This is a genomic window from Pseudomonas sp. NBRC 111139 (assembly GCF_001753955.1).
Taxonomy (GTDB): domain Bacteria; phylum Pseudomonadota; class Gammaproteobacteria; order Pseudomonadales; family Pseudomonadaceae; genus Aquipseudomonas; species Aquipseudomonas alloputida.
This window is the reverse complement of the sequence record NZ_BCBP01000037.1, coordinates 63,190-84,460: the sequence shown is the minus strand read 5'-3', so window position 1 is coordinate 84,460 and position 21,271 is coordinate 63,190. Positions and strand designations below refer to the sequence as shown.

General features: G+C 61.9%; 22 protein-coding genes. 17 read left to right on the top strand and 5 right to left on the bottom strand.

Annotation, left to right across the window (positions count from 1 at the left end; genetic code table 11):
* Positions 1–104 precede the first annotated feature (104 nt).
* From eno to ispD, 3 genes are all read left to right on the top strand, one after another.
* Positions 105–1,394 carry a phosphopyruvate hydratase gene (gene eno / locus BJQ17_RS15340; protein ID WP_003252333.1) on the top strand — a complete coding sequence of 430 codons (1,290 nt, stop codon included), beginning with the start codon at positions 105–107 and terminating at the stop codon, positions 1,392–1,394.
* A 165-nt stretch (positions 1,395–1,559) separates the two neighbouring features.
* On the top strand, positions 1,560–1,841 hold the full coding sequence (ftsB, locus tag BJQ17_RS15335; protein WP_004576849.1) for a cell division protein FtsB: 282 nt from the start codon (positions 1,560–1,562) through the stop codon (positions 1,839–1,841).
* Positions 1,838–2,545: a 2-C-methyl-D-erythritol 4-phosphate cytidylyltransferase gene (gene ispD, locus BJQ17_RS15330; RefSeq protein WP_003252335.1), complete on the top strand. Its 708-nt coding sequence runs from the start codon at positions 1,838–1,840 to the stop codon at positions 2,543–2,545. Before ftsB ends, ispD begins: the two co-directional genes overlap by 4 nt.
* 294 nt (positions 2,546–2,839) lie before the next feature.
* On the opposite strand, the gene BJQ17_RS15325 is transcribed toward ispD, so the two are convergent.
* A complete protein-coding gene (locus tag BJQ17_RS15325; protein ID WP_003252336.1) occupies positions 2,840–3,736 on the bottom strand; it encodes a LysR substrate-binding domain-containing protein in 897 nt (298 codons plus the stop codon).
* A gap of 107 nt (positions 3,737–3,843) precedes the next feature.
* On the opposite strand from BJQ17_RS15325, the gene BJQ17_RS15320 reads away from it, so the two are divergent.
* The 8 genes from BJQ17_RS15320 (at position 3,844) to rpoS (ending at position 11,047) form a co-directional block, all read left to right on the top strand.
* On the top strand, positions 3,844–4,956 hold the full coding sequence (locus tag BJQ17_RS15320; protein ID WP_003252338.1) for an S-(hydroxymethyl)glutathione dehydrogenase/class III alcohol dehydrogenase: 1,113 nt from the start codon (positions 3,844–3,846) through the stop codon (positions 4,954–4,956).
* A gap of 8 nt (positions 4,957–4,964) precedes the next feature.
* Positions 4,965–5,819 (top strand): S-formylglutathione hydrolase, encoded by an 855-nt coding sequence (gene fghA, locus BJQ17_RS15315; RefSeq protein ID WP_003252340.1) that lies wholly within the window; start codon positions 4,965–4,967, stop codon positions 5,817–5,819.
* A 77-nt stretch (positions 5,820–5,896) separates the two neighbouring features.
* The gene (ispF, locus tag BJQ17_RS15310) at positions 5,897–6,370 is read left to right on the top strand and encodes a 2-C-methyl-D-erythritol 2,4-cyclodiphosphate synthase (RefSeq protein WP_003252342.1); all 474 of its coding nucleotides are present in this window, start codon (positions 5,897–5,899) and stop codon (positions 6,368–6,370) included.
* Entirely contained in the window at positions 6,367–7,425 is a 1,059-nt protein-coding gene (truD, locus tag BJQ17_RS15305) for a tRNA pseudouridine(13) synthase TruD (protein WP_003252344.1), read from the top strand. Before ispF ends, truD begins: the two co-directional genes overlap by 4 nt.
* On the top strand, positions 7,413–8,162 hold the full coding sequence (surE, locus tag BJQ17_RS15300) for a 5'/3'-nucleotidase SurE (RefSeq protein ID WP_003252346.1): 750 nt from the start codon (positions 7,413–7,415) through the stop codon (positions 8,160–8,162). Before truD ends, surE begins: the two co-directional genes overlap by 13 nt.
* Before the next feature lie 35 nt (positions 8,163–8,197).
* On the top strand, positions 8,198–8,836 hold the full coding sequence (locus BJQ17_RS15295; protein WP_003252348.1) for a protein-L-isoaspartate(D-aspartate) O-methyltransferase: 639 nt from the start codon (positions 8,198–8,200) through the stop codon (positions 8,834–8,836).
* A gap of 237 nt (positions 8,837–9,073) precedes the next feature.
* Positions 9,074–9,931: a peptidoglycan DD-metalloendopeptidase family protein gene (locus BJQ17_RS15290; protein WP_070096284.1), complete on the top strand. Its 858-nt coding sequence runs from the start codon at positions 9,074–9,076 to the stop codon at positions 9,929–9,931.
* A 108-nt stretch (positions 9,932–10,039) separates the two neighbouring features.
* On the top strand, positions 10,040–11,047 hold the full coding sequence (gene rpoS, locus BJQ17_RS15285; protein ID WP_003252351.1) for an RNA polymerase sigma factor RpoS: 1,008 nt from the start codon (positions 10,040–10,042) through the stop codon (positions 11,045–11,047).
* A 535-nt stretch (positions 11,048–11,582) separates the two neighbouring features.
* Here rpoS and fdxA read toward each other — a convergent pair.
* A complete protein-coding gene (gene fdxA, locus BJQ17_RS15280) occupies positions 11,583–11,906 on the bottom strand; it encodes a ferredoxin FdxA (RefSeq protein ID WP_003252355.1) in 324 nt (107 codons plus the stop codon).
* Between the two features lie 140 nt (positions 11,907–12,046).
* On the bottom strand, positions 12,047–14,620 hold the full coding sequence (gene mutS / locus BJQ17_RS15275) for a DNA mismatch repair protein MutS (protein WP_003252357.1): 2,574 nt from the start codon (positions 14,618–14,620) through the stop codon (positions 12,047–12,049).
* A 184-nt stretch (positions 14,621–14,804) separates the two neighbouring features.
* On the opposite strand from mutS, the gene BJQ17_RS15270 reads away from it, so the two are divergent.
* From BJQ17_RS15270 to recX, 4 genes are all read left to right on the top strand, one after another.
* On the top strand, positions 14,805–15,872 hold the full coding sequence (locus BJQ17_RS15270; RefSeq protein WP_033725820.1) for a hypothetical protein: 1,068 nt from the start codon (positions 14,805–14,807) through the stop codon (positions 15,870–15,872).
* Positions 15,873–15,928: 56 nt separating this feature from the next.
* On the top strand, positions 15,929–16,411 hold the full coding sequence (locus BJQ17_RS15265; RefSeq protein ID WP_003252362.1) for a CinA family protein: 483 nt from the start codon (positions 15,929–15,931) through the stop codon (positions 16,409–16,411).
* Positions 16,412–16,514: 103 nt separating this feature from the next.
* Positions 16,515–17,582, top strand: coding sequence for a recombinase RecA (gene recA, locus BJQ17_RS15260; RefSeq protein WP_003252365.1), 1,068 nt, complete (start codon positions 16,515–16,517; stop codon positions 17,580–17,582).
* A 21-nt stretch (positions 17,583–17,603) separates the two neighbouring features.
* Positions 17,604–18,074: a recombination regulator RecX gene (gene recX, locus BJQ17_RS15255; RefSeq protein ID WP_003252366.1), complete on the top strand. Its 471-nt coding sequence runs from the start codon at positions 17,604–17,606 to the stop codon at positions 18,072–18,074.
* A gap of 266 nt (positions 18,075–18,340) precedes the next feature.
* Here recX and BJQ17_RS15250 read toward each other — a convergent pair whose 3' ends face one another.
* Positions 18,341–19,459 carry an LOG family protein gene (locus BJQ17_RS15250; RefSeq protein ID WP_003252368.1) on the bottom strand — a complete coding sequence of 373 codons (1,119 nt, stop codon included), beginning with the start codon at positions 19,457–19,459 and terminating at the stop codon, positions 18,341–18,343.
* A 160-nt stretch (positions 19,460–19,619) separates the two neighbouring features.
* Between BJQ17_RS15250 and BJQ17_RS15245 the strand changes: the two genes are divergently transcribed.
* Positions 19,620–19,829 (top strand): hypothetical protein, encoded by a 210-nt coding sequence (locus BJQ17_RS15245; protein WP_003252370.1) that lies wholly within the window; start codon positions 19,620–19,622, stop codon positions 19,827–19,829.
* A gap of 14 nt (positions 19,830–19,843) precedes the next feature.
* Here the strand turns inward: BJQ17_RS15245 and BJQ17_RS15240 are convergent, their stop codons facing one another.
* Positions 19,844–20,263, bottom strand: a complete 420-nt coding sequence (locus BJQ17_RS15240) for a quorum-sensing-regulated virulence factor family protein (RefSeq protein WP_003252372.1) — start codon at positions 20,261–20,263, stop codon at positions 19,844–19,846.
* 216 nt (positions 20,264–20,479) lie between these two features.
* Between BJQ17_RS15240 and BJQ17_RS15235 the strand changes: the two genes are divergently transcribed.
* Positions 20,480–21,190 carry a tRNA-uridine aminocarboxypropyltransferase gene (locus BJQ17_RS15235; protein WP_004574842.1) on the top strand — a complete coding sequence of 237 codons (711 nt, stop codon included), beginning with the start codon at positions 20,480–20,482 and terminating at the stop codon, positions 21,188–21,190.
* The last annotated feature ends 81 nt before the right edge of the window (positions 21,191–21,271 follow it).

The following is a 21,271-nucleotide window of genomic DNA, read 5'->3' as shown; positions in this document are numbered from 1 at the left end:
CAGGGGCTCCCTTCATCAGGCCTGCCCAAAGCAAGTTCGCCTGGTGAACGGCAAGAATTTCCTAAGCTAAGTTGTTTTCGTCAAATTCTGGAGTGCTTACAACAATGGCAAAAATCGTCGACATCAAAGGTCGTGAAGTTCTCGATTCGCGTGGCAACCCCACTGTGGAAGCCGATGTACTGCTCGACAACGGCATCATCGGCAGCGCTTGCGCGCCGTCCGGTGCTTCTACCGGCTCGCGCGAAGCGCTGGAGCTGCGTGATGGCGACAAGAGCCGTTACCTGGGCAAGGGCGTGCTGAAGGCCGTCGCCAACATCAACGGCCCGATCCGTGACCTGCTGCTGGGCAAGGATCCTTCCGACCAGAAGGCGCTGGACCGCGCCATGATTGAACTGGACGGTACCGAGAACAAGGCCAAGCTGGGCGCCAACGCCATCCTGGCTGTTTCCCTGGCTGCCGCCAAAGCTGCTGCCCAGGACCAGGACCTGCCGCTGTACGCGCACATCGCCAACCTGAACGGCACCCCGGGCCAGTACTCGATGCCGGTTCCGATGATGAACATCATCAACGGTGGCGAGCACGCCGACAACAACGTCGACATCCAGGAGTTCATGGTTCAGCCGGTTGGCGCCAAGACCTTCTCTGACGGCCTGCGCATGGGTACCGAAATCTTCCACCACCTCAAGGCCGTCCTGAAGGCCCGTGGCCTGAACACCGCCGTAGGTGATGAAGGTGGTTTCGCCCCGAACCTGGCATCCAACGAAGACGCCCTGGGCGCCATCGCTGAAGCTGTCGAAAAAGCCGGCTACAAGCTGGGCACCGACGTGACCCTGGCCCTGGACTGCGCGGCTTCTGAATTCTACGAAGACGGCAAGTACAACCTGTCCGGCGAAGGCAAGTCGTTCGACGCCGAAGGCTTCGCCGACTACCTGAAAGGCCTGACCGAGCGTTTCCCGATCATTTCGATCGAAGACGGCCTGGACGAGTCCGACTGGGCTGGCTGGAAAATCCTCACTGACAAGATCGGTGAAAAAGTCCAGCTGGTCGGTGACGACCTGTTCGTGACCAACACCAAGATCCTCAAGGAAGGCATCGAGAAAGGCATCGGTAACTCGATCCTGATCAAGTTCAACCAGATCGGCTCGCTGACCGAAACCCTGGAAGCCATCCAGATGGCCAAGGCTGCTGGTTACACTGCAGTGATCTCGCACCGTTCCGGTGAAACCGAAGACTCGACCATTGCCGACCTGGCTGTGGGTACTGCTGCTGGCCAGATCAAGACCGGCTCGCTGTGCCGTTCCGACCGCGTTTCCAAGTACAACCAGCTGCTGCGCATCGAAGAGCAACTGGGCGCCAAAGCGGTTTACCGCGGTCGTGCCGAGTTTCGCGGCTAAGCAAGAGATGGTAAAAAGGCAGCAGCCGAAGTTGTAGGAACGTTCGTACTGAACTTTCCTACGTACTAACGGGTTTCTGTCGACGAAGCCTGGCCTCGGCCAGGCTTCGTGCTATTCGAGGCCCCGAAGTAAAAACGCGGCAGCCTTTTTAACCTGGATAACGTGATGCGCAGTCCCTATTGGTTGTTCCTCGTTCTGCTCTTGCTGTTGGGTGGCCTGCAGTACCGCCTGTGGGTGGGTAACGGCAGCCTGGCGCAAGTGACCGAACTGAAGCAGCAGATTGCCGATCAGCATGCCGAAAACGAGCGCTTGCTCGAGCGTAATCGTGTGCTCGATGCTGAAGTGCTAGAGCTGAAAAAAGGCATGGAGACCGTTGAAGAACGGGCCCGCCACGAATTGGGGATGGTCAAAGAGGGCGAAACCCTCTTCCAGTTGCCACAGAAATGATCGATACCTTGCCGGCCTTCTGGGCCGTGATTCCTGCGGCGGGTGTAGGTGCCCGCATGGCTGCCGACCGCCCCAAGCAATACCTGGAGCTGGCTGGGCAGACCCTTCTCGAGCACAGCCTCGACTGTTTTCTTGGCCACCCGGCGCTTAAGGGCGTGGTGGTCAGCATTGCCGAAGATGACCCGTACTGGCCTGGCCTGCGCTACGCCAGCGACCCACGCATCCAGTGCGCGGCGGGCGGGCGTGAACGCGCTGACTCGGTGCTTAACGCCTTGCTGGTGCTGCATGCCCAGGGGGCGGGGGACAGCGACTGGGTGCTGGTGCACGATGCTGCGCGGCCGAACCTGGCACGCAGCGACCTGGACAAGCTGTTGTCGGAGCTGGCGGACGACCCGGTGGGTGGCCTGCTGGCGGTGCCGGCGCGCGATACCCTCAAGCGTGCCGACAGCCATGGCCGGGTGAGTGCTACCGTGGACCGCAGCACGATCTGGCAGGCGTACACACCGCAGATGTTCCGCCTTGGAGCGTTGCACCGGGCGCTGGCTGAGTGCCTGGTGTCGGATGTGGTGGTGACCGATGAAGCCTCGGCCATCGAATGGTCCGGTCAGGCGCCGCGGCTGGTGGAAGGGCGCAGTGACAACATAAAGGTAACCCGGCCCGAAGATCTCGAATGGTTGCGCCAGCGCTGGGCGGGTAAACGCTGAGCGTTCTACTGGGGCGGCCAATTTCCAACCGCCGTTCACCGTTGACGCCGCCGCCGTATTCGCGGGTAAACCCGCTCCTACATACGCATCGGTGGTTGGGCACAGGCCATCGTAGGAGCGGGTTCACCCGCGAAAGGGCCGGGCCTGCTGGCCAATCTTCACCCGCCGTTCACCGTTGGCGCCGCCGCCGTATTCGCGGGTAAACCCGCTCCTACATACGCATCGGTGGTTGGGCACAGGCCGTCGTAGGAGCGGGTTCACCCGCGAAGAGGCCAGTACATGCAGCACATCCCGTCAGCCGAAACGATACTCCGGCAACCCTGCCAACCCCTCCTTCAGGTAATCCACCAGCCGGCGTACCTTCGGCGACAGGTGCCTCTGCTGCGGATACAGCGCCCACACCGCCGTATTCGGCGGTTGGTGCGCCTCCAGCAGAGACACCAGCGCACCACTGTTCAGGTGTTCCAGCACGTAGTAATCCGGCAACTGGCACAACCCGATCCCTTGCAGCGCCGCATCCAGCACTGCCTGGCCACTGTTGCAGCGCCAGTTACCCTGTACCCGCTGGCTGATCTCACGGCCATCCTGCTGTAGCGCCCACAAGTCCGAACTCCCCACCAGGCAATTGTGCCGCGCCAGCTCCGACAGGCTGTGTGGCCGGCCATAGCGCTCAAGATAGGCCGGCGAGGCGCACAGGTACATGCGCCTTGGCGCCAGGCGGGTAGCCACCAAGCGAGAGTCGGCCAGGCGGCCCAGGCGGATGGCCAGGTCCATGCCTTCATGCAGCAGGTCGAGGGTGTGGTTGCTCAGCTCCACATCCACGCGCAGCTGCGGGTACAGCGCCATGAATCGCGTCACCAACGGCACGATGAAGCGCTCGCCGTAGGCCACGGCGCACGTCATGCGCAACAAGCCCTTGGGTTCGCTGGCCAGGTCGCCCATGGCGCGCAGCGCTTCCTCGCGGCCATCCTGCAAGCGTTGGCAATGCTGCAGGAAGGTCTGCCCGGCTTCGCTGAGGGTTACCCGGCGGGTACTGCGATACAGCAGGCGCGTTTGCAGGCGGTCCTCCAGCCGGGCGATCTGCCGGCTGATGTGCGATGAGGAAACCCCCAGGCGTTCGGCGGCGGCAGTGAACTGGCCCGATTCGGCCACGGCGACAAATTCGTCGATGCCTTCCCATCGGCTGCTCATCGATTATCCCTGTATGGCAATAATGTTTTGTCTTTGGCCTGATTATTAATCAAATGGCGCTGAATTACACTGCAAGACTGAATCGATCCACTGTCTGGAGACCTTTGATGATCAAGTCCCGTGCTGCCGTTGCCTTCGAAGCCAAGAAACCCCTGGAAATCGTCGAAGTCGACGTGGCCATGCCAAAAGCCGGTGAAGTGCTGCTGCGCGTGGTCGCCAGCGGTGTCTGCCACACCGATGCCTATACCCTGTCCGGTGCTGACCCGGAAGGGATCTTCCCATCGATCCTCGGCCACGAAGGCGGTGCCATCGTCGAAGCGGTGGGCGAGGGGGTGACCTCGGTCGCCGTGGGTGACCACGTCATCCCGCTGTACACCCCAGAATGCGGCAAGTGCAAGTTCTGCCTCTCGGGCAAGACCAACCTGTGCCAGGCCATCCGCGCCACCCAGGGCAAGGGCCTGATGCCGGACGGCACCACGCGCTTCTCGTACAAGGGCCAGCAACTGTTCCACTACATGGGCACCTCGACGTTCTCCGAATACACCGTGCTGCCGGAAATTTCCGTGGCCAAGATCCAGAAAGAAGCACCACTGGAAAAGGTCTGCCTGCTGGGCTGCGGCGTCACCACCGGTATCGGCGCGGTACTCAACACTGCCAAGGTCAAGCCAGGTGATACCGTGGCCATCTTCGGCCTCGGTGGCATCGGCCTGTCGGCCGTGATCGGTGCGGTCAAGGCCAAGGCCTCGCGTATCATCGCCATCGACATCAACCCGGCCAAGTTCGAAATCGCCCGCCAACTGGGTGCCACTGATTGCATCAACCCGAAAGACTACGATCGCCCGATCCAGGAAGTGATCGTCGACCTCACCGATGGTGGCGTGGACTTCTCCTTCGAGTGCATCGGCAACGTTCAGCTGATGCGCGCCGCCCTGGAATGCTGCCACAAGGGCTGGGGTGAGTCGGTGATCATCGGTGTGGCCGGTGCCGGCCAGGAAATTTCCACGCGTCCGTTCCAGCTGGTTACCGGTCGGGTCTGGCGTGGTTCGGCGTTCGGCGGGGTGCGTGGCCGCAGCGAACTGCCGAGCTACGTGGAAATGTCCGAGAAAGGCGAGATCCCGCTGGACACCTTCATCACCCACACGATGGGGCTGGAAGACATCAACAAGGCCTTCGACCTGATGCATGAAGGCAAGAGCATCCGTAGCGTGATCCACTTCTGAGGTCTGCCATGAGCCTGGATAACATCTCCTGCCAGAAGAGCTTCGGCGGCTGGCACAAGCGTTACCGGCATCATTCCAAGGTGCTGGGTTGCGATATGGTGTTCGCCGTGTACCTGCCACCGCAGGCCGAGCAGGGCGAAAAGCTGCCGGTGCTTTACTGGCTCAGCGGCCTCACCTGCACCGACGAGAACTTCATGCAGAAGGCCGGCGCCCAGCGTCTGGCCGCCGAGCTGGGCCTGATCATCGTTGCCCCCGATACCAGCCCGCGTGGCGAGCAGGTGCCGGGCGATCCGGACGGCGCCTGGGACTTCGGCCTGGGTGCTGGCTTCTACCTCAACGCCACCCAGCAACCCTGGGCCCAGCACTACCGCATGCACGACTATGTGGTGGAGGAGTTGCCAGCCCTGATCGAGGCCCACTTCCCAGCGTCGGGCGAGCGCAGCATCAGCGGCCACTCCATGGGTGGGCATGGCGCGTTGGTGTGCGCCTTGCGCAATCCGGGGCGCTACCGCTCGGTGTCGGCATTCTCGCCAATCAGCAATCCGATGGATTGTCCGTGGGGCGAGAAAGCCTTCAGCCGCTACCTGGGTGAAGACCGTGGGCGCTGGCGTGAGTGGGATGCCAGCGTGCTGCTGGCCGAAACCCCGGCAGGCCAATGCCCGCCGTTGCTGGTGGATCAGGGCGACCGTGACGACTTCCTCGAGAAGCAACTCAAGCCTGAAGCGCTGGAACAGGCGGCACGCAAAGGTGGCCATGCAATGACCCTGCGTATGCAGCCGGGTTATGACCATAGCTACTACTTCATTGCCAGCTTCATCGAGGAGCACCTGCGCCATCATGCGGTGGCACTGGGGCGGGTGTAACACCCTGGTCCAAAAGCCGCCAAACCCGCAGCAAAGCAGGTAGAATCACGCCCTGACTCATTCAGGGCGTTTTTTTTATGCGTATTGGCCACGGCTACGATGTGCACCGTTTCTGCGACGGTGATTTCATTACCCTGGGCGGGGTGCGTATCCCCCACAAATACGGCCTGTTGGCCCATTCTGACGGTGATGTGCTGTTGCACGCCCTGAGCGATGCCTTGCTTGGCGCTGCGGCGCTGGGCGACATCGGCAAGCACTTCCCTGATACTGACCCGCAGTTCAAGGGTGCTGACAGCCGCGCGCTGCTGCGCCATGTGGTCGGCATCGTCAAGGCCAAGGGCTGGAAGGTCGGCAACGTTGACGCCACCATCGTCGCCCAGGCACCGAAAATGGCCCCACACATCGAAACCATGCGCCAGCTGATCGCCGAAGACCTGCAGGTCGAGCTCGACCAGGTCAATGTCAAGGCCACCACCACAGAGAAGCTTGGCTTTACCGGCCGCGAGGAGGGCATTGCCGTGCATTCGGTCGCCCTGCTGCTGCCAGCATGACCGAACTGGAATTGCTGGGCCCGCGCGCATCGGGCGAACCCCTGGGCACCGCCGTCCTCAAAGCGGTTGCCGAAGACTTTCAGGTTGACGAAGTTCTGGATATACCGCTATCCGGCCAAGGCGAGCACCTGTGGCTGTGGGTCGAGAAGCGTGACCTGAACACTGAAGAAGCCGCCCGGCGCCTTGCCCGCGCCGCTGGCGTGCCGGTGCGCAGCATCAGCTACGCCGGCCTGAAGGACCGCCAGGCGCTGACCCGCCAGTGGTTCAGCCTGCACCTGCCGGGCAAGGCCGACCCGGATCTGTCGCGTGCCGAGGATGCCAGCCTGCGTGTGCTCAAACAGGTGCGTCACCAGCGCAAACTGCAGCGCGGCGCGCATTCGGCCAACGGGTTCACCTTGCGCCTGACCGCCCTGGCTGCCGATCACCAGGCGGTGGATGCGCGCCTGGAGCAGCTCAGGCAGCAAGGTGTGCCCAACTATTTCGGCACCCAGCGCTTCGGGCACGGGGGTGGCAACGTCCATGACGCCCTCGATTGGGCCGCACGCAAGGCTTTGCCTGAACAGCGCAACGTGCGTTCGCGGCTGCTTTCGGCCGGGCGCAGCTACCTGTTCAATCAGTTGCTGGCTGCGCGTGTCGCTGACGGTAGCTGGGCCCGAGCCCAGGTCGGGGACCTGCTGGCGTTCACCGACAGCCGCAGTTTCTTCCCGGCGGGTGAGGCGGAATGTGCCGACCCGCGCCTGGCGATTCTCGACTTGCATCCAACCGGCCCGATGTGGGGGGAGGGCGCTTCACCTGCTGGCGCTGCGCCTGCCCAGCTGGAAAACGCTATCGGCGCACGTCAGCCGGCACTTTGCCAGTGGCTGGCCCAGGCGGGCATGGATCACGAACGGCGAATTCTGCGGCTCCCTATTGGCGGCCTGACGTGGCATTATCCCGAGCCTGATATCCTGCAACTGGAATTCGTCCTGCCGGCCGGATGCTTCGCCACCGTGGTGGTGCGTGAAGTCGTGGATCTGGTGTCGGCAGGGCAGACGGACAGCCCATGCGTATTCTGATTTCGAATGACGACGGTGTTACCGCACCTGGCATCGCCGCGCTGCACGCTGCGCTGGTGGATTATGCCGAGTGCGCGGTGATCGCCCCGGATCAAGACAAGAGCGGCGCCAGCAGTTCGCTGACGCTGGACCGGCCACTGCATCCGCAGACCCTGGCCAATGGCTTCATCAGCCTCAACGGCACGCCGACCGACTGCGTGCACCTGGGGCTCAATGGGCTGTTGCCACAGACGCCGGACATGGTCGTGTCGGGGATCAACCTCGGTGCCAACCTGGGCGATGACGTGCTGTATTCGGGAACGGTCGCTGCGGCGCTGGAAGGCCGCTTCCTCGGCGGTACCTCGCTGGCGTTCTCGCTGTTGTCGCGCCAGCCGGACAACCTGCCGACTGCGGCCTATATCGCCCGTCGTCTGGTCGAGGCACAGTCGCGCCTGGTGTTGCCGCCACGCACTGTACTCAACGTCAATATTCCCAACTTGCCACTGGAGCACATCCGTGGCATCCAGCTCACCCGTCTCGGTCACCGCGCGCGGGCGGCGGCGCCCACCAAGGTGGTCAACCCGCGTGGCAAGGAAGGCTACTGGATTGCCGTGGCCGGTGATGCCGAGGACGGCGGCCCGGGCACCGACTTCCACGCGGTGATGCAAGGCTACGTATCAATTACCCCATTGCAGCTCGACCGCACCTTCAATGATGCCTTCGAGCAGCTCGATGGATGGCTGGAGGGCCTGCTCTGATGCGCGAGGACGATATGCTGCGGCGTGGCATTGGCATGACCTCTCAGCGTACCCGGGAGCGGCTGATACAGCGCTTGTGCGAAGAGGGGGTTTCGAACACCAAGGTGCTCGACGTGATCCGTCGTACGCCGCGCCACCTGTTCGTCGACGAGGCGCTGGCGCATCGAGCATACGAAGACACCGCGCTGCCGATCGGCCACAACCAGACCATCTCCCAGCCGTTCATGGTTGCTCACATGAGCGAGCTGTTGCTCGAGGCCGGGCCGCTGGACAAGGTGCTGGAGATTGGCACCGGTTCGGGCTACCAGACGGCGATCCTGGCTCAGCTGGTCGAGCGGGTGTTTTCGGTAGAGCGCATCAAGGTGCTGCAGGACCGGGCCAAAGAGCGCCTGGTGGAGCTTAACCTGCGCAACGTGGTATTCCGCTGGGGTGACGGTTGTGAGGGGTGGCCGGCGCTTGCGCCGTACAACGGCATCATCGTCACCGCCGTGGCGCCGGAAGTGCCACAGGCACTGCTCGACCAACTGGCACCCGGTGGACGCATGGTCATTCCGGTAGGGCCGGCCGGCGAAGCGCAGCAACTGATGCTGATCGTGCGCGAGGAGCATGGATTCTCCCGTCGCGTACTGGGGGCTGTGCGCTTCGTGCCGCTGCTCAATGGGCCTCTGGCCTGAGGCCTGTTGATCTGAGCTGTGCAGGCATGAGGCGCGGTGTATTTTTGTGCCGGTGGCGAATTCTTGTCGCTTCGCCCTGTCTATCAGGCGGTGCGAAGCGCTAACGCACAGCGTGCACCGGGGTTTTGTGCCCGTCTTTTGAACCCGTCTGCCATTACTGGCTGGCTTGGTTATAATTGCAACAATATTGCATTTCTTGTCTTCATATCGATTTTCGGCACCATGAGGGGAGCGCGGGTGGGTCACACAGTCATTCGGCAGCGCAAGGACGGGTCGGGTTTCAAGCTTCTGGTGATTGCATTGGCCATGGGCACGCTTCTGGTGGGTTGCTCAAGCACCAGCAGCAACAGCGCGCGGGTGGTCGACCGCAACAACACCGTGGCCAAGCGCCCGGCGGTGACTTCTGGGCAATACATCGTCAAGCCAGGCGACACCCTGTTCTCCATCGCCTTCCGTTATGGCTGGGACTACAAGGAGCTGGCTGCACGCAACGGCATTCAGGCGCCTTATACCATCCGCCCGGGCCAAGCGATTCGTTTCAGCAGCGGTTCCAGCAGCCGCACCACGGTGGTGTCCAGCCCGTCCTCGTCAAGCCGCACCACGGTCACGCGGCGGCCTGTGGGCAGCACTGCCACGGCGCCTGCCAGCACCAGCAAACCGGCCACGTCGGCGCCTTCCGCCCCTGCCCCTGTGGTCGCTACCGTACCAGCCGCAGAGCGCGCGGTAGGTGGTTGGACCTGGCCTGCCAATGGCGTGCTGATTGGAAAATTTGCTTCAAACGGTAGTTTGAATAAAGGCATTGATATCGCCGGTGATTTGGGACAGCCTGTTTTTGCTGCGTCTGATGGTGCGGTGGTTTATGCCGGGAGTGGTTTGAGGGGCTACGGCGAGCTGATCATCATCAAGCACAGCGACACCTACGTCAGTGCCTACGGTCATAACCGCAGGCTGTTGGTTCGGGAGGGGCAGCAGGTCAAGGCAGGGCAGTCGATTGCTGAAATGGGGTCTACGGGCACAGATCGGGTGAAGCTGCATTTCGAGATTCGCCGCCAGGGCAAACCCGTCGATCCACTCCAGTTCCTGCCACGTCGTTGACCGTTGTACCCGGCCTGTTCCTGTGATGTAGAGGGGACAGGCTCAAGCGCTGCCAGGGAGAAAGGTGCCGCTCGAGTCTGAGTTCGAACTCAGCAAAGGATTATAACAATGGCTCTCAGTAAAGAAGTGCCGGAGTTTGACATCGACGATGACGTCCTCCTGATGGAGACGGGTATCGTTTTGGAAACGGATGTGGTGTCAGACGAACCTGCTGTATCTTCGGTTCGGACGAGGGCCAAATCGGGCTCTTCGCTCAAGCAACACAAGTACATCGATTACAGCAGGGCGCTCGATGCCACCCAGCTGTATCTCAACGAGATTGGTTTCTCGCCGCTGCTTTCGCCGGAAGAAGAAGTGCATTTTGCGCGCTTGTCGCAAAAGGGTGACCCTGCCGGCCGCAAGCGCATGATCGAAAGCAACCTGCGCCTGGTTGTCAAAATTGCCCGTCGTTACGTGAACCGTGGCCTGTCGCTGCTCGACCTGATCGAAGAGGGCAACCTGGGGCTGATCCGTGCGGTCGAAAAGTTCGACCCGGAGCGTGGTTTCCGTTTTTCGACCTACGCGACCTGGTGGATTCGCCAGACCATCGAACGGGCGATCATGAACCAGACTCGCACCATTCGCCTGCCGATCCATGTGGTCAAGGAACTGAACGTCTACCTGCGCGCCGCGCGCGAGCTGACGCAGAAACTCGACCACGAGCCCTCGCCGGAAGAAATCGCCACCTTGCTGGAAAAGCCGGTCGCCGAGGTCAAGCGTATGCTCGGCCTGAACGAACGGGTGTCTTCGGTAGACGTGTCGCTTGGCCCGGATTCGGACAAGACGCTGCTCGATACCCTGACCGACGACCGCCCGACGGACCCGTGCGAACTGCTGCAGGATGACGACCTGTCGCAGAGCATAGACCAGTGGCTGGGTGAGTTGACCGACAAGCAGCGCGAGGTGGTGGTGCGTCGCTTCGGCCTGCGAGGGCATGAAAGCAGTACCCTCGAAGATGTTGGCCTGGAGATTGGCCTGACCCGGGAACGGGTGCGGCAGATTCAGGTAGAAGGGCTGAAGCGTTTGCGTGAGATCCTTGAAAAGAATGGTCTGTCCAGCGAGTCATTGTTCCAGTAGCTAGCCCTGTAACAAAAACGCCCCGATGATCTCGGGGCGTTTTTGTTTGTGGCGAAAAGCGAGTTTCCCTTTCAGATTGCCGGGGCGCATGGCGCCCAGACGCTACCTGGCAAGACACCTATCAAATGTGTACCGCGCTACCCCAGTAACATCGCGTGTAAGCCTTTACTTACTCGTTGTGTAAGCTTTCCATGCAACCTTCAGTAAATCAAAGTCGTTTCCAAAGGCTGAATTTTTACAACCCATTGAAAAGCATGGTTTATTCACCGGTGAGTAAATGTGTCCGCGGAAATACCTTGCAAGCTCCATCGCTTGCTCGCCTGGCTGAACCCGCTAGTATTCGAACTGTGCACAGGGACATGCACAGGCTTTCAGGATGAAGGCCAGGGACATCGCAAGAAGCGATTTCATCAGGATGATGTTTGGGACAAGCAGGGACTACGGAAAAAAATGTGGGCGGGTCAAACCGCCCCTTTTTTTTGCCCGTAGGAAAACAAAAAAGGCCCCGAAGGGCCTTTTTCGCGTCTGGGCGCTATCAGCGCTCCAGGTCGGCAATCTTGCCAGGCTTGCCATCCCATTCTTCAGCGTCCGGCAGGGCGTCCTTACGCTCGGTGATATTCGGCCAGATTTCCGCCAGCTCGGCGTTCAGCTCGATGAAGTTTTCCATGCCAGAAGGCACTTCGTCTTCCGAGAAGATGGCTTGCGCTGGGCACTCCGGCTCGCACAAGGCACAGTCGATGCACTCGTCCGGGTGGATGACCAGGAAGTTCGGGCCTTCGTAGAAGCAGTCCACCGGACAGACTTCCACGCAGTCGGTGTATTTGCATTTGATGCAGTTGTCGGTGACGACGAAGGTCATTTCTAATTCTCTCCTCAGGCGACGGCGGCGGCCCTTCCTCTCAGGGCCGCGCGGTTTACGGGTATGTGGCTGCAGGCCAGGCTAATAACCTGCAGCACCAGCAAACCGCGGCGGATTCTACCAGCTTGTAATGGGCGCCGTTATAACAGGTTCTTTAGTTGATATAGCATTTCGATAGCTTGACGCGGGGTCATGTCGTCCAGCTGCAGCTTGCCCAGCTTCTCGATGGCTGGATGAGGGAGGCTGGCAAACAAGTCGCTCTGGTGTGGCACTTGTGGCGCGTCCTTGGCCTTGTGGGCCGCAGGCTGCTCATGGGGCAGGCTGGTGGTTTCCAGCCGGCCAAGGTGTTCGCGAGCACGCTGGATCACTGCCGTCGGTACGCCGGCCAGCTGTGCAACGGCCAGGCCGTAGCTTTGGCTGGCAGGGCCGGGTAGCACGTGGTGCAGGAACACGATGCGTTCATTGTGCTCGGTGGCGTTCAGGTGCACGTTGGCCACCAGCGGCTCGCTCTCCGGCAGCACGGTCAGTTCGAAGTAGTGGGTGGCGAACAGTGTGTAGGCACGCAGCTGGGCCAGGCGCTCGGCGGCGGCCCAGGCCAGCGACAGGCCATCGAAGGTGCTGGTACCGCGGCCCACTTCGTCCATCAGCACCAGGCTGCGGTCGGTGGCGTTGTGCAGGATGTTGGCGGTCTCGCTCATCTCCACCATGAAGGTCGAGCGCCCGCCGGCCAGGTCGTCACTGGAGCCGATGCGGGTGAAGATGCGGTCGACCAGCGACAGCTCGCAGCTGGCTGCCGGCACGAAGCTACCGATGTGGGCCAGGAGCACGATAAGCGCAGTCTGGCGCATGTAGGTCGATTTACCGCCCATGTTAGGGCCGGTGATGATCAGCATGCGCGTACTGTTGTCCAGGCCCAGGTCGTTGGCCACGAACGGCGTGGTCAGTACCTGTTCCACCACCGGGTGGCGGCCCTGCTCGATGCGCAGGCAAGGCTCGTCGACAAAGCGTGGGCAGCTCAGGTCGAGGTTCAGTGCGCGCTCGGCCAAGTTGCTGAGCACATCCAGTTCGGCCAGGGCGGCGGCGCTGTCCTGCAGCGGTGCCAGGTGGCTGATCAGGGTTTCCAGCAGCGCGTCGTAGAGCATCTTCTCGCGGGCCAGGGCGCGGCTCTTGGCCGACAATGCCTTGTCCTCGAACGCCTTGAGCTCCGGGGTGATGAAGCGCTCGGCGCCTTTGAGGGTCTGGCGGCGGATGTAGTCGCCCGGGGCCTGCTCGGCCTGCTTGGTCGGCAGTTCGATGAAGTAGCCGTGCACGCGGTTGTAGCCGACCTTGAGGTTGGCAAGGCCGGTGCGGGCCTTTTCCCGGGTTTCCAGGTCGATCAGGAACTGGCCGGCGTTCTCGCTGATTGCCAGCAGCTCGTCCAGTTCGTTGTCATAGCCGGCTTTCAGTACACCGCCGTCGCGGATCACCGCCGGCGGGTTATCGATGATCGCCCGCTCCAACAGGCTGGCCAGTTCCGGATAGGTACCGGTAATGGCCGCCAGACGCGCCAGGTGCGGCGCTTCGAGCTCGGTCATGGCGTTCTGCAGCTCTGGCAACGCGCCCAGCGCATCGCGCAGGCGTGCCAGGTCGCGCGGGCGGGCATTGCGCAGGCCAATACGGGCGAGGATCCGCTCGATATCGCCAATCTCCTTCAGCTGCGGCTGCAGCTTCTCGAAGCGGTAGCTGTCGAGCAGGCAGCGGATCGAGTCCTGGCGTGCTTGCAGCACCTTGAGGTCGCGCAGTGGGCGGTTCAGCCAGCGGCTCAGCAGGCGGCTGGCCATGGCGGTCTGGCAGCGGTCGATCACCGATTGCAGGGTGTTGTCGCGCCCGCCGGCCAGGTTGATGTCCAGCTCCAGGTTGCGGCGGCTGGCCCCATCGAGGATGACCGTATCGTCCAGGCGCTCGTGGCGCAGGCTGCGCAGGTGCGGCAGCGCGGTGCGCTGGGTTTCCTTGGCGTAGGTCAGCAGGCAGCCGGCGGCACCGATGGCCAGGGTCAGCTTGTCACAGCCGAAGCCCTTGAGGTCCTTGGTCGCGAACTGTTGGCACAGGGCCTTGCGTGCCGAGTCGCGGTCGAAGTCCCAGGGGGCGCGGCGGCGGGCGCCTGGGCGTTTTTCCGCAGGCAGGTCCCGTGGCCAGTCGTCGGGGATCAACAGCTCGACCGGGTTCAGGCGCTCGAGTTCGGCCAGCAGGTTTTCCCAGCCCTTGATTTCTTGCACGCTGAAATTGCCGCTGGTGATGTCCAGTACCGCCAGGCCGAACAGTCGCTCGTCACCGAGCAGTGCGGCAATCAGGTTGTCGCGGCGCTCGTCGAGCAGTGCCTCGTCGCTGACCGTGCCGGGGGTGATGATGCGCACCACCTGGCGCTCCACCGGGCCCTTGCTGGTGGCGGGGTCGCCGATCTGCTCACAGATCACCACCGATTCGCCGAGCTTGACCAGCTTGGCCAGGTAGCCCTCCAGCGAATGGAACGGAATCCCGCACATGGGGATGGACTGGCCGGCCGACTGACCGCGGGCGGTCAGGGTGATATCCAGCAGTTTCGCGGCCTTTTTCGCATCTTCGTAGAAGATCTCGTAGAAGTCGCCCATGCGGTAGAACATCAGCTGGTCCGGGTGCTGGTTTTTCAGCTTCCAGTACTGCTGCATCATCGGTGTGTGTGCGGAAAGATCTGACATTCAGGGCCTTACAGGGGGGATCTGGTTGGCGATGGTAAACCCGTAATGGTACAGGCTTTTTCGTTGCGATGCAGGCACGTGCTTTGGGGCATGCGCGCAGTCTGGCGGGCAATGGTGGAGCTGCACCGCGTAACCCTCTAGAATGCGCGCCCCTCGACGAATGCCCCTAGCCCTGATCTGCAAGATGAATGTGTCCAGCCCTGTCCCTTATGTAACGCAACAGCTGATCTACCTCCTTTATGGCAAGTGCCGGATCTATCAGCTGGAGGCAAAACTTAGCATCCTTACCGCCCTGGCTCGTTGCAAGCCGGCTGAGTTGCCGGTGATCCGCGTGCTTACCGACCAGCCACAGGCCTTTGCCGGCTGGCCGGTGGAAGTGATCACACTGGACGAGCAGACCTTGCAGGCCTGGGCCGGCGACGGCGGCTACACCCATCGGCGCAAGGCCTGCGCCATTGCCCAGGCCGGGCAGTGGGCGGACAAGACCGTGTTCATCGATACCGATACGGTATTTCTGCAGTCGCCGCAAAAGCTGTTCCGCCAGGTCGATACCGGGCAATTCTTGGTCGACGAGGTGGAAATGAGCTGGGCCGAGGCCTCGCGCAGCAGCTATTACCGCAGCTTCGTCGAGGGGCTTGCGGAGTCGGGCGAAGCACCGGCCGATGACTTGCGGCTGTGTAACAGCGGTGTCATGGGCTTTACCCGCGACAACGTTGGCATCGCCGAGCGCGCCATCGTCCGGATTGACGACTGGACGCCGTATGCCCGTGACTTGCATACGATCGAGCAGATCGCCTTTTCCTTCGAATTGCATGGCGCGCCGATCAACGAGGCGCGCGGCGTGATCAGCCATTACTTTGCGATGAAGCAGTACGTGCATGCCATTCTAGAAATCTTCTTTGCCCGGCATGGCGAGCATTTTCATTCGAAGATGCCAGGTCTGGCCCTGAAGGTGCCGGCACATCGCCCGGTGCCCTCGTGGTTGGCTCGGCTCTCGGTGAAATGGAGCCTCAAGCATGTACCCCGGGAACTGCGTGGCATCGGCCGCAAGTTGCTCTACGGCAGTGTGATGAGTGGTGATGACTACCAGCGCGCGTGCAAGGTGGTCTGGTGGCGTTCGGCAATCGAGGACATGCGCACGCTGGGCGGCTTTGACTGGAGCCGGGAGTGGCCTGACGGGCTGCCGCGGCTGGGGCAGCGTGACGAACTGGCGTTCAGCGAAATCGCCCGGGCCAGCCTGAAAGTTTCCTGAGCCAGAGCCCGAAGCAGGGTGGTAGGGTAGAGAGCCGCCCTCAAGGAGCACCCTGCATGGACCCGATCACCACGCTCGCCACCCGCCTGGGTGAGCACCTGCGCCGATTCAATGCGCAGGTAACTACCGCCGAATCATGCACCGGTGGTGGCATTGCCGAAGCCATCACCCGCATACCTGGCAGCTCGGCCTGGTTCGAAGCCGGTTACGTCACCTATTCCAATGCCCAGAAAACCCGCCAGTTGGGGGTGCCTGAAGCGTTGTTCGGTCAGGTGGGGGCAGTCAGCCAGGAAGTGGTCGAAGCCATGGTCCGTGGGGCTCAGGCTGCCAGTGGCGCACGGTTTGCCGTGGCGGTGAGTGGTGTGGCCGGGCCGGACGGCGGCTCGCCAGCCAAACCAGTGGGCACTGTGTGGCTGGCCTGGGGTGACGGTAGCCGGGTGTTCAGCGAGCGTCGGCAGTTCGACGGTGACCGCGAGGCGGTGCGCCGACAGACGGTGATCGCCGCGTTAGACGGCTTGTTACAGCTTGGTGCCGAGTAAATCGACGACAGGGGTTTGCGCGGGCGTCTGCCTGTGGAATAATACTGGCTACTTATACAGGTATTCCGGCCGTCAGGGCCAAGTCGAACACGTGAGGATTTCAATGGACGACAACAAGAAGCGCGCCTTGGCTGCGGCCCTGGGTCAGATCGAACGCCAATTCGGTAAAGGCGCGGTCATGCGCATGGGTGACCATGAGCGTCAAGGCATTCCGGCCATCTCCACCGGCTCGCTGGGCCTGGATATCGCCCTGGGCATCGGTGGTCTGCCAAAAGGCCGTATCGTCGAGATCTACGGCCCGGAATCGTCGGGTAAGACCACGCTGACCCTGTCTGTCATCGCTGAAGCGCAGAAGAACGGTGCTACCTGCGCCTTCGTCGACGCTGAACATGCCCTTGACCCTGAGTACGCCGGCAAGCTGGGCGTCAACGTCGATGACCTGCTGGTTTCGCAGCCGGACACCGGTGAGCAGGCCCTTGAAATCACCGACATGCTGGTGCGTTCCAATGCGGTCGACGTGATCATTGTCGACTCCGTTGCCGCGCTGGTACCGAAGGCTGAGATCGAAGGCGAGATGGGTGACATGCATGTGGGCCTGCAGGCCCGCCTGATGTCCCAGGCGCTGCGCAAGATCACCGGTAACATCAAGAACGCGAACTGCCTGGTCATCTTCATCAACCAGATCCGTATGAAGATCGGTGTGATGTTCGGCAGCCCGGAAACCACTACCGGTGGTAACGCCCTGAAGTTCTATGCTTCGGTCCGTCTGGACATCCGTCGTACCGGCGCGGTCAAGGAAGGCGACGAAGTGGTCGGCAGCGAAACCCGCGTCAAGATCGTCAAGAACAAGGTCTCGCCTCCGTTCCGTCAGGCTGAGTTCCAGATTCTTTACGGGAAAGGTATCTACCGTAACGGCGAGATCATTGATCTGGGGGTATCTCAGGGCTTGGTCGAGAAGTCCGGTGCCTGGTACGCCTACCAGGGCAACAAGATCGGTCAAGGCAAAGCCAACGCTGCCAAGTACCTGGCTGAGAACCCGGCTATTGGTGCCGAGATCGAGAAGCAGATTCGTGAGAAGTTGCTGAAAGCGGGTGCTGCTGCTGAAGCCGGCAAAGCTGCTGCTGCCGAAGCTGATGCCGATGACATGGCCGACGCTGACGCCGGTTATTGATTGCGCAGTAGATAGCCGAATATGTCTGCCGTACTCGACACCCCCGTCGCCATCCGGCGGACAGCCATGGACCTGCTTGCACGACGTGAGCACGGTCGAGTCGAGCTGACGCGCAAGTTGCGTCAGCGCGGCGCTTCGGACGAGTTGATCGAGCCTGAACTCGATCGGCTCGCCGAAGAAGGGCTGCTTAGTGAAGCCCGCTACCTCGAGAGTTTCATTCGTTATCGTTCCGGCTCTGGCTATGGCCCTGCGCGTATTCGCGAAGAGCTGTGTCAGCGTGGTTTGGCGCGTGCAGATATCGACCAGGCCCTGCGTGAAAGCGAGGTGAATTGGGGCGAGCGTATGCGAGATGTGTGGCAGCGCAAGTTTGCCGGGCAGCGCCCGCAAGATCCGCGCAGCCGCGCCCAGCAGACCCGGTTCCTGGCTTACCGTGGGTTCCCCATGGACATGATCGGCCGCCTGCTCAGCGGGCGTGATCTCGACGATTATTGACGCTCGAAACCACAGTGGCACGTGCACGTCGCGGATAATCTGTTTTGCCAAATGCCCCAGGCTGTCTCCATTCCATTGTAGGCGCGGGTTCACCCGCGAATACGGTGGCGGCTGCGACGGCGAATGGCCGGGGAGATTGGGCAGCAGGTCCGGCCCTTTCGCGGGTAAACCCGCTCCTACGACGGTCTGCGGCCAACAACCAATCCGGTGCAGGAGCAGCCTGAGGTTGCTCCGGCAGGTATCACGCGAGCTGTTACAGCGAAACCTCAACTCACTTTCAGCGCCTGCCTGGCCCTCTGCGTGGTATGCATGGGTTGCGGCTTGGCCCAGTTCTCCGGCAGGTTGATGAAATCCACCAGCTCACGCAAGCGGCCCTGATCTCGGCCGTTGAAGGCGAATGAAAGGCGGGTCAGATGGCTGTAATTGCCAACTTCGTGCTCGGCACTGCTATCCGCTTGCTGGTGATATTTGCCACTCAGGCGCAAATCGGCAAACCCTTCCTGAATGTCATACAACGCCGCTTCGCTGAGCGCATGGTGCATGCGGATCACGAACTGGCTCTTCAGCCAGCGGCTGGAGTGGTAGTTGCTGTAGAACTGGTTGATTTCCTCAACCGCTTCGTCAGCGCTGTGTACCAGGCGCACCAGCTTCAGGTCGCTGGGCAGGATGTAGCGGTTTTCTTCCAACTGGCGGCTGATGAAGTCCAGGCAGTCACGCCAGAAGCTGCCACCCGGTGAGTCCAGCAGCACCACCGGCACCAGTGGGCTTTTGCCGGTCTGGATCAGGGTCAGCACTTCCAGCGCTTCATCCAGGGTGCCGAAGCCGCCAGGGCACAGCACCAGGCCATCGGCCTCCTTGACGAAGAACAGCTTGCGGATGAAGAAAAAGTGGAACGGCAGTAGTTTGTCGGTACCGTTCACCGTCGGGTTGGCATGTTGTTCGAAGGGTAAGGTGATGTTGAAACCCAGGCTGTGCTCGCTGCCGGCGCCTTCGTGGGCGGCCGCCATGATGCCGCCGCCGGCGCCGGTGATAACCATCAGGTCGGAGCGCGCCAGAGTGGCACCTAGCTCGCGGGCCAGCGCGTACATCGGATGCTCGAGCGGGGTGCGTGCCGAGCCGAACACGGTCACTTTGCGTCGGCCCTTGTAGCGCTGCAGGGTGCGGAACGACTGGTCCAGTTCGCGCAGGGCCTGCAGGGTGATCTTGGCGCTCCAGCGGTCGCTGTCGTCATGGGCCATGCGCAGGATGGTCAGCATCATGTCGCGGTAGAGCGGCAGGTTAGGGCTGTTGGGGGCAACCAGTTGCAGTTGTGCTTCGATATTGCTCAGGTCGATATTGTTGTCGCGGAAATGGCTGAACAGCAGTTCATTCGAATGGTAAGGCATGCGACGTCTCCTTCTGCACCAATACCTCTGACCTCAATCTAGACCCTTGCGCCCGATCGTGCCGAGGTGTTCGGCGCAGCCGCCTGTCGGCCTGCGGCCATCGGCAGCACGGGTTTGGTTAACTGGTAGAGTGAAACGTGTCGATGCAGGAGGTGGCGGTATGCATCGCTTGGTCATCGAAGTGGACTGGCAGCTCTACCAGCAGCTGGAGAACGCGGCCCAGGTGCATCACCTGAGCCTTGAAGCCGAGTGCCGCCGCAGGCTGTCGGGGCTGGAGTGTCGGTCGCGATACTTGCAGGCGCTGTTGGCGGAGATGCGCGCCGATGCCGTTGAAGGGCGCTGGCGCGCTCATGAGGACGAGAAGGTGTAGCGTTAACGCTGTGCTTACTTCTTCTTGTTGCCGGCCACGCAGCTGGCGTTGTCGAAGGCTTGGTCCATGACTGGCTGGTTGGTCTTGTAGACCGTAAAGCGGTAGACCATGACGGCGCCCTTGGACATCAGGTTGCGGAAGCCGTTGTTGCGGCACACGCTGTCGCCGAGCTGGCTACGCACCTGCTCAGGGTTGGCCTGCATGCGCGCTGCGTGGCTCTGGCGTACGCTCAGGTGGTTGACCAGCGCCTTGCCTTCAACGGTGTAACCCTGATCGAGGATGTCCTCGTTGATTGCGCGTGGGGTGCCGACGCTGCTCTCTTTGGCGACCTTCTGCAGCAGGGTGTTCAGGTCGTAATCCTGCTTGGATGCCGCCTGGGCTGCCAGAGGCAGGGCCAGCAGCAGGCTCAGGGCGGGGGCGATAAGGCGCAGCATGAATCTCTCCTGGTTCGATGACTGGCGCTTTGACATGCGCGGGTCAACGGCGTTCCGTAAAATTGCGCGTGGCGAGGACCGGCACGGTAGAAACCCGATTATAAGGAGCGCATTGCCGGCTGCACAGCAATTGCCACCTGTTCTGGTAGACTGGCCGCCTTGTTTTCTCCGAGTCATCCTTGTGCCCATTTCCAATCTGTCCAGAGGCCTGCCGGCATGAGCCATGCGGTAGCGCGTCTGCGCGCCGAACGCCTGGCCCGCAGCAACAAGCCTTTCATCGCCCGTGGCTCGCGTGCCGAGCGTTGCCCGGATTGCCGGGTCATCGCCACCCATTGCCTGTGTGCCTGGAAGCCTAGGGTGCAGGCCGACGCAGGTGTGTGCCTGCTGATGCACGACACCGAGCCGCTGAAACCCACCAACACCGGCTGGTTGATTGCCGACCTGATTGAAGACACCTGGGCCTTCGGCTGGTTGCGCACTGCGGTTGACGAGCGCCTGCTGGCCTTGCTCGATGACCCGCGCTGGCAGCCCTATATCGTTTTCCCGGGCGAGTTCGTTGCCCAGGAGCGGGTGGTCAGCGAGGTGGTGCGCGAGCCGGGCAAGCGTCCACTGTTCATCCTGCTGGATGCCACCTGGACCGAAGCGCGCAAGATGTTCCGCAAAAGCCCGTACCTGGACCGCTTCCCGGTGTTGAGCCTGCAAGCCGAGCAGATGTCGCGCTACCGCCTGCGGCGCTCCAAGCGCGATGATCATTTCTGTACGGCAGAAGTTGCGGCCATGTGCCTGGACCTTGCTGGCGATAGCCAGGCTTCGCAGGCGCTGGATGCTTACCTTGATGTGTTCAGCCTGCATTACCTGAGCGGCAAACGGCGGCTACCGCTTGACGAGCAGGACGACACCCACCAGCGTTTGCATACCTTCCTATAGTCCAAGGGGCACAACCCCTGCTTTGGTTCATAATGACGGAGCTGGCAGCCAGGGTGGGCGAGACGGCAGGGCGATTGGCTT

What these genes read in the sequence shown, in the direction of transcription:
- BJQ17_RS15245 (WP_003252370.1), top strand. Translation starts at nt 19,620, where the DNA reads ATGCATCGCTTGGTCATCGAAGTGGACTGGCAGCTCTACCAGCAGCTG.
- fdxA (WP_003252355.1), bottom strand. Translation starts at nt 11,906, where the DNA reads ATGACCTTCGTCGTCACCGACAACTGCATCAAATGCAAATACACCGAC.
- BJQ17_RS15325 (WP_003252336.1), bottom strand. Translation starts at nt 3,736, where the DNA reads ATGAGCAGCCGATGGGAAGGCATCGACGAATTTGTCGCCGTGGCCGAA.
- surE (WP_003252346.1), top strand. Translation starts at nt 7,413, where the DNA reads ATGCGTATTCTGATTTCGAATGACGACGGTGTTACCGCACCTGGCATC.
- recA (WP_003252365.1), top strand. Translation starts at nt 16,515, where the DNA reads ATGGACGACAACAAGAAGCGCGCCTTGGCTGCGGCCCTGGGTCAGATC.
- ftsB (WP_004576849.1), top strand. Translation starts at nt 1,560, where the DNA reads ATGCGCAGTCCCTATTGGTTGTTCCTCGTTCTGCTCTTGCTGTTGGGT.
- BJQ17_RS15270 (WP_033725820.1), top strand. Translation starts at nt 14,805, where the DNA reads ATGAATGTGTCCAGCCCTGTCCCTTATGTAACGCAACAGCTGATCTAC.
- ispF (WP_003252342.1), top strand. Translation starts at nt 5,897, where the DNA reads ATGCGTATTGGCCACGGCTACGATGTGCACCGTTTCTGCGACGGTGAT.
- recX (WP_003252366.1), top strand. Translation starts at nt 17,604, where the DNA reads ATGTCTGCCGTACTCGACACCCCCGTCGCCATCCGGCGGACAGCCATG.
- BJQ17_RS15265 (WP_003252362.1), top strand. Translation starts at nt 15,929, where the DNA reads ATGGACCCGATCACCACGCTCGCCACCCGCCTGGGTGAGCACCTGCGC.
- BJQ17_RS15240 (WP_003252372.1), bottom strand. Translation starts at nt 20,263, where the DNA reads ATGCTGCGCCTTATCGCCCCCGCCCTGAGCCTGCTGCTGGCCCTGCCT.
- ispD (WP_003252335.1), top strand. Translation starts at nt 1,838, where the DNA reads ATGATCGATACCTTGCCGGCCTTCTGGGCCGTGATTCCTGCGGCGGGT.
- truD (WP_003252344.1), top strand. Translation starts at nt 6,367, where the DNA reads ATGACCGAACTGGAATTGCTGGGCCCGCGCGCATCGGGCGAACCCCTG.
- fghA (WP_003252340.1), top strand. Translation starts at nt 4,965, where the DNA reads ATGAGCCTGGATAACATCTCCTGCCAGAAGAGCTTCGGCGGCTGGCAC.
- BJQ17_RS15320 (WP_003252338.1), top strand. Translation starts at nt 3,844, where the DNA reads ATGATCAAGTCCCGTGCTGCCGTTGCCTTCGAAGCCAAGAAACCCCTG.
- eno (WP_003252333.1), top strand. Translation starts at nt 105, where the DNA reads ATGGCAAAAATCGTCGACATCAAAGGTCGTGAAGTTCTCGATTCGCGT.
- mutS (WP_003252357.1), bottom strand. Translation starts at nt 14,620, where the DNA reads ATGTCAGATCTTTCCGCACACACACCGATGATGCAGCAGTACTGGAAG.
- rpoS (WP_003252351.1), top strand. Translation starts at nt 10,040, where the DNA reads ATGGCTCTCAGTAAAGAAGTGCCGGAGTTTGACATCGACGATGACGTC.
- BJQ17_RS15250 (WP_003252368.1), bottom strand. Translation starts at nt 19,459, where the DNA reads ATGCCTTACCATTCGAATGAACTGCTGTTCAGCCATTTCCGCGACAAC.
- BJQ17_RS15295 (WP_003252348.1), top strand. Translation starts at nt 8,198, where the DNA reads ATGACCTCTCAGCGTACCCGGGAGCGGCTGATACAGCGCTTGTGCGAA.
- BJQ17_RS15235 (WP_004574842.1), top strand. Translation starts at nt 20,480, where the DNA reads ATGAGCCATGCGGTAGCGCGTCTGCGCGCCGAACGCCTGGCCCGCAGC.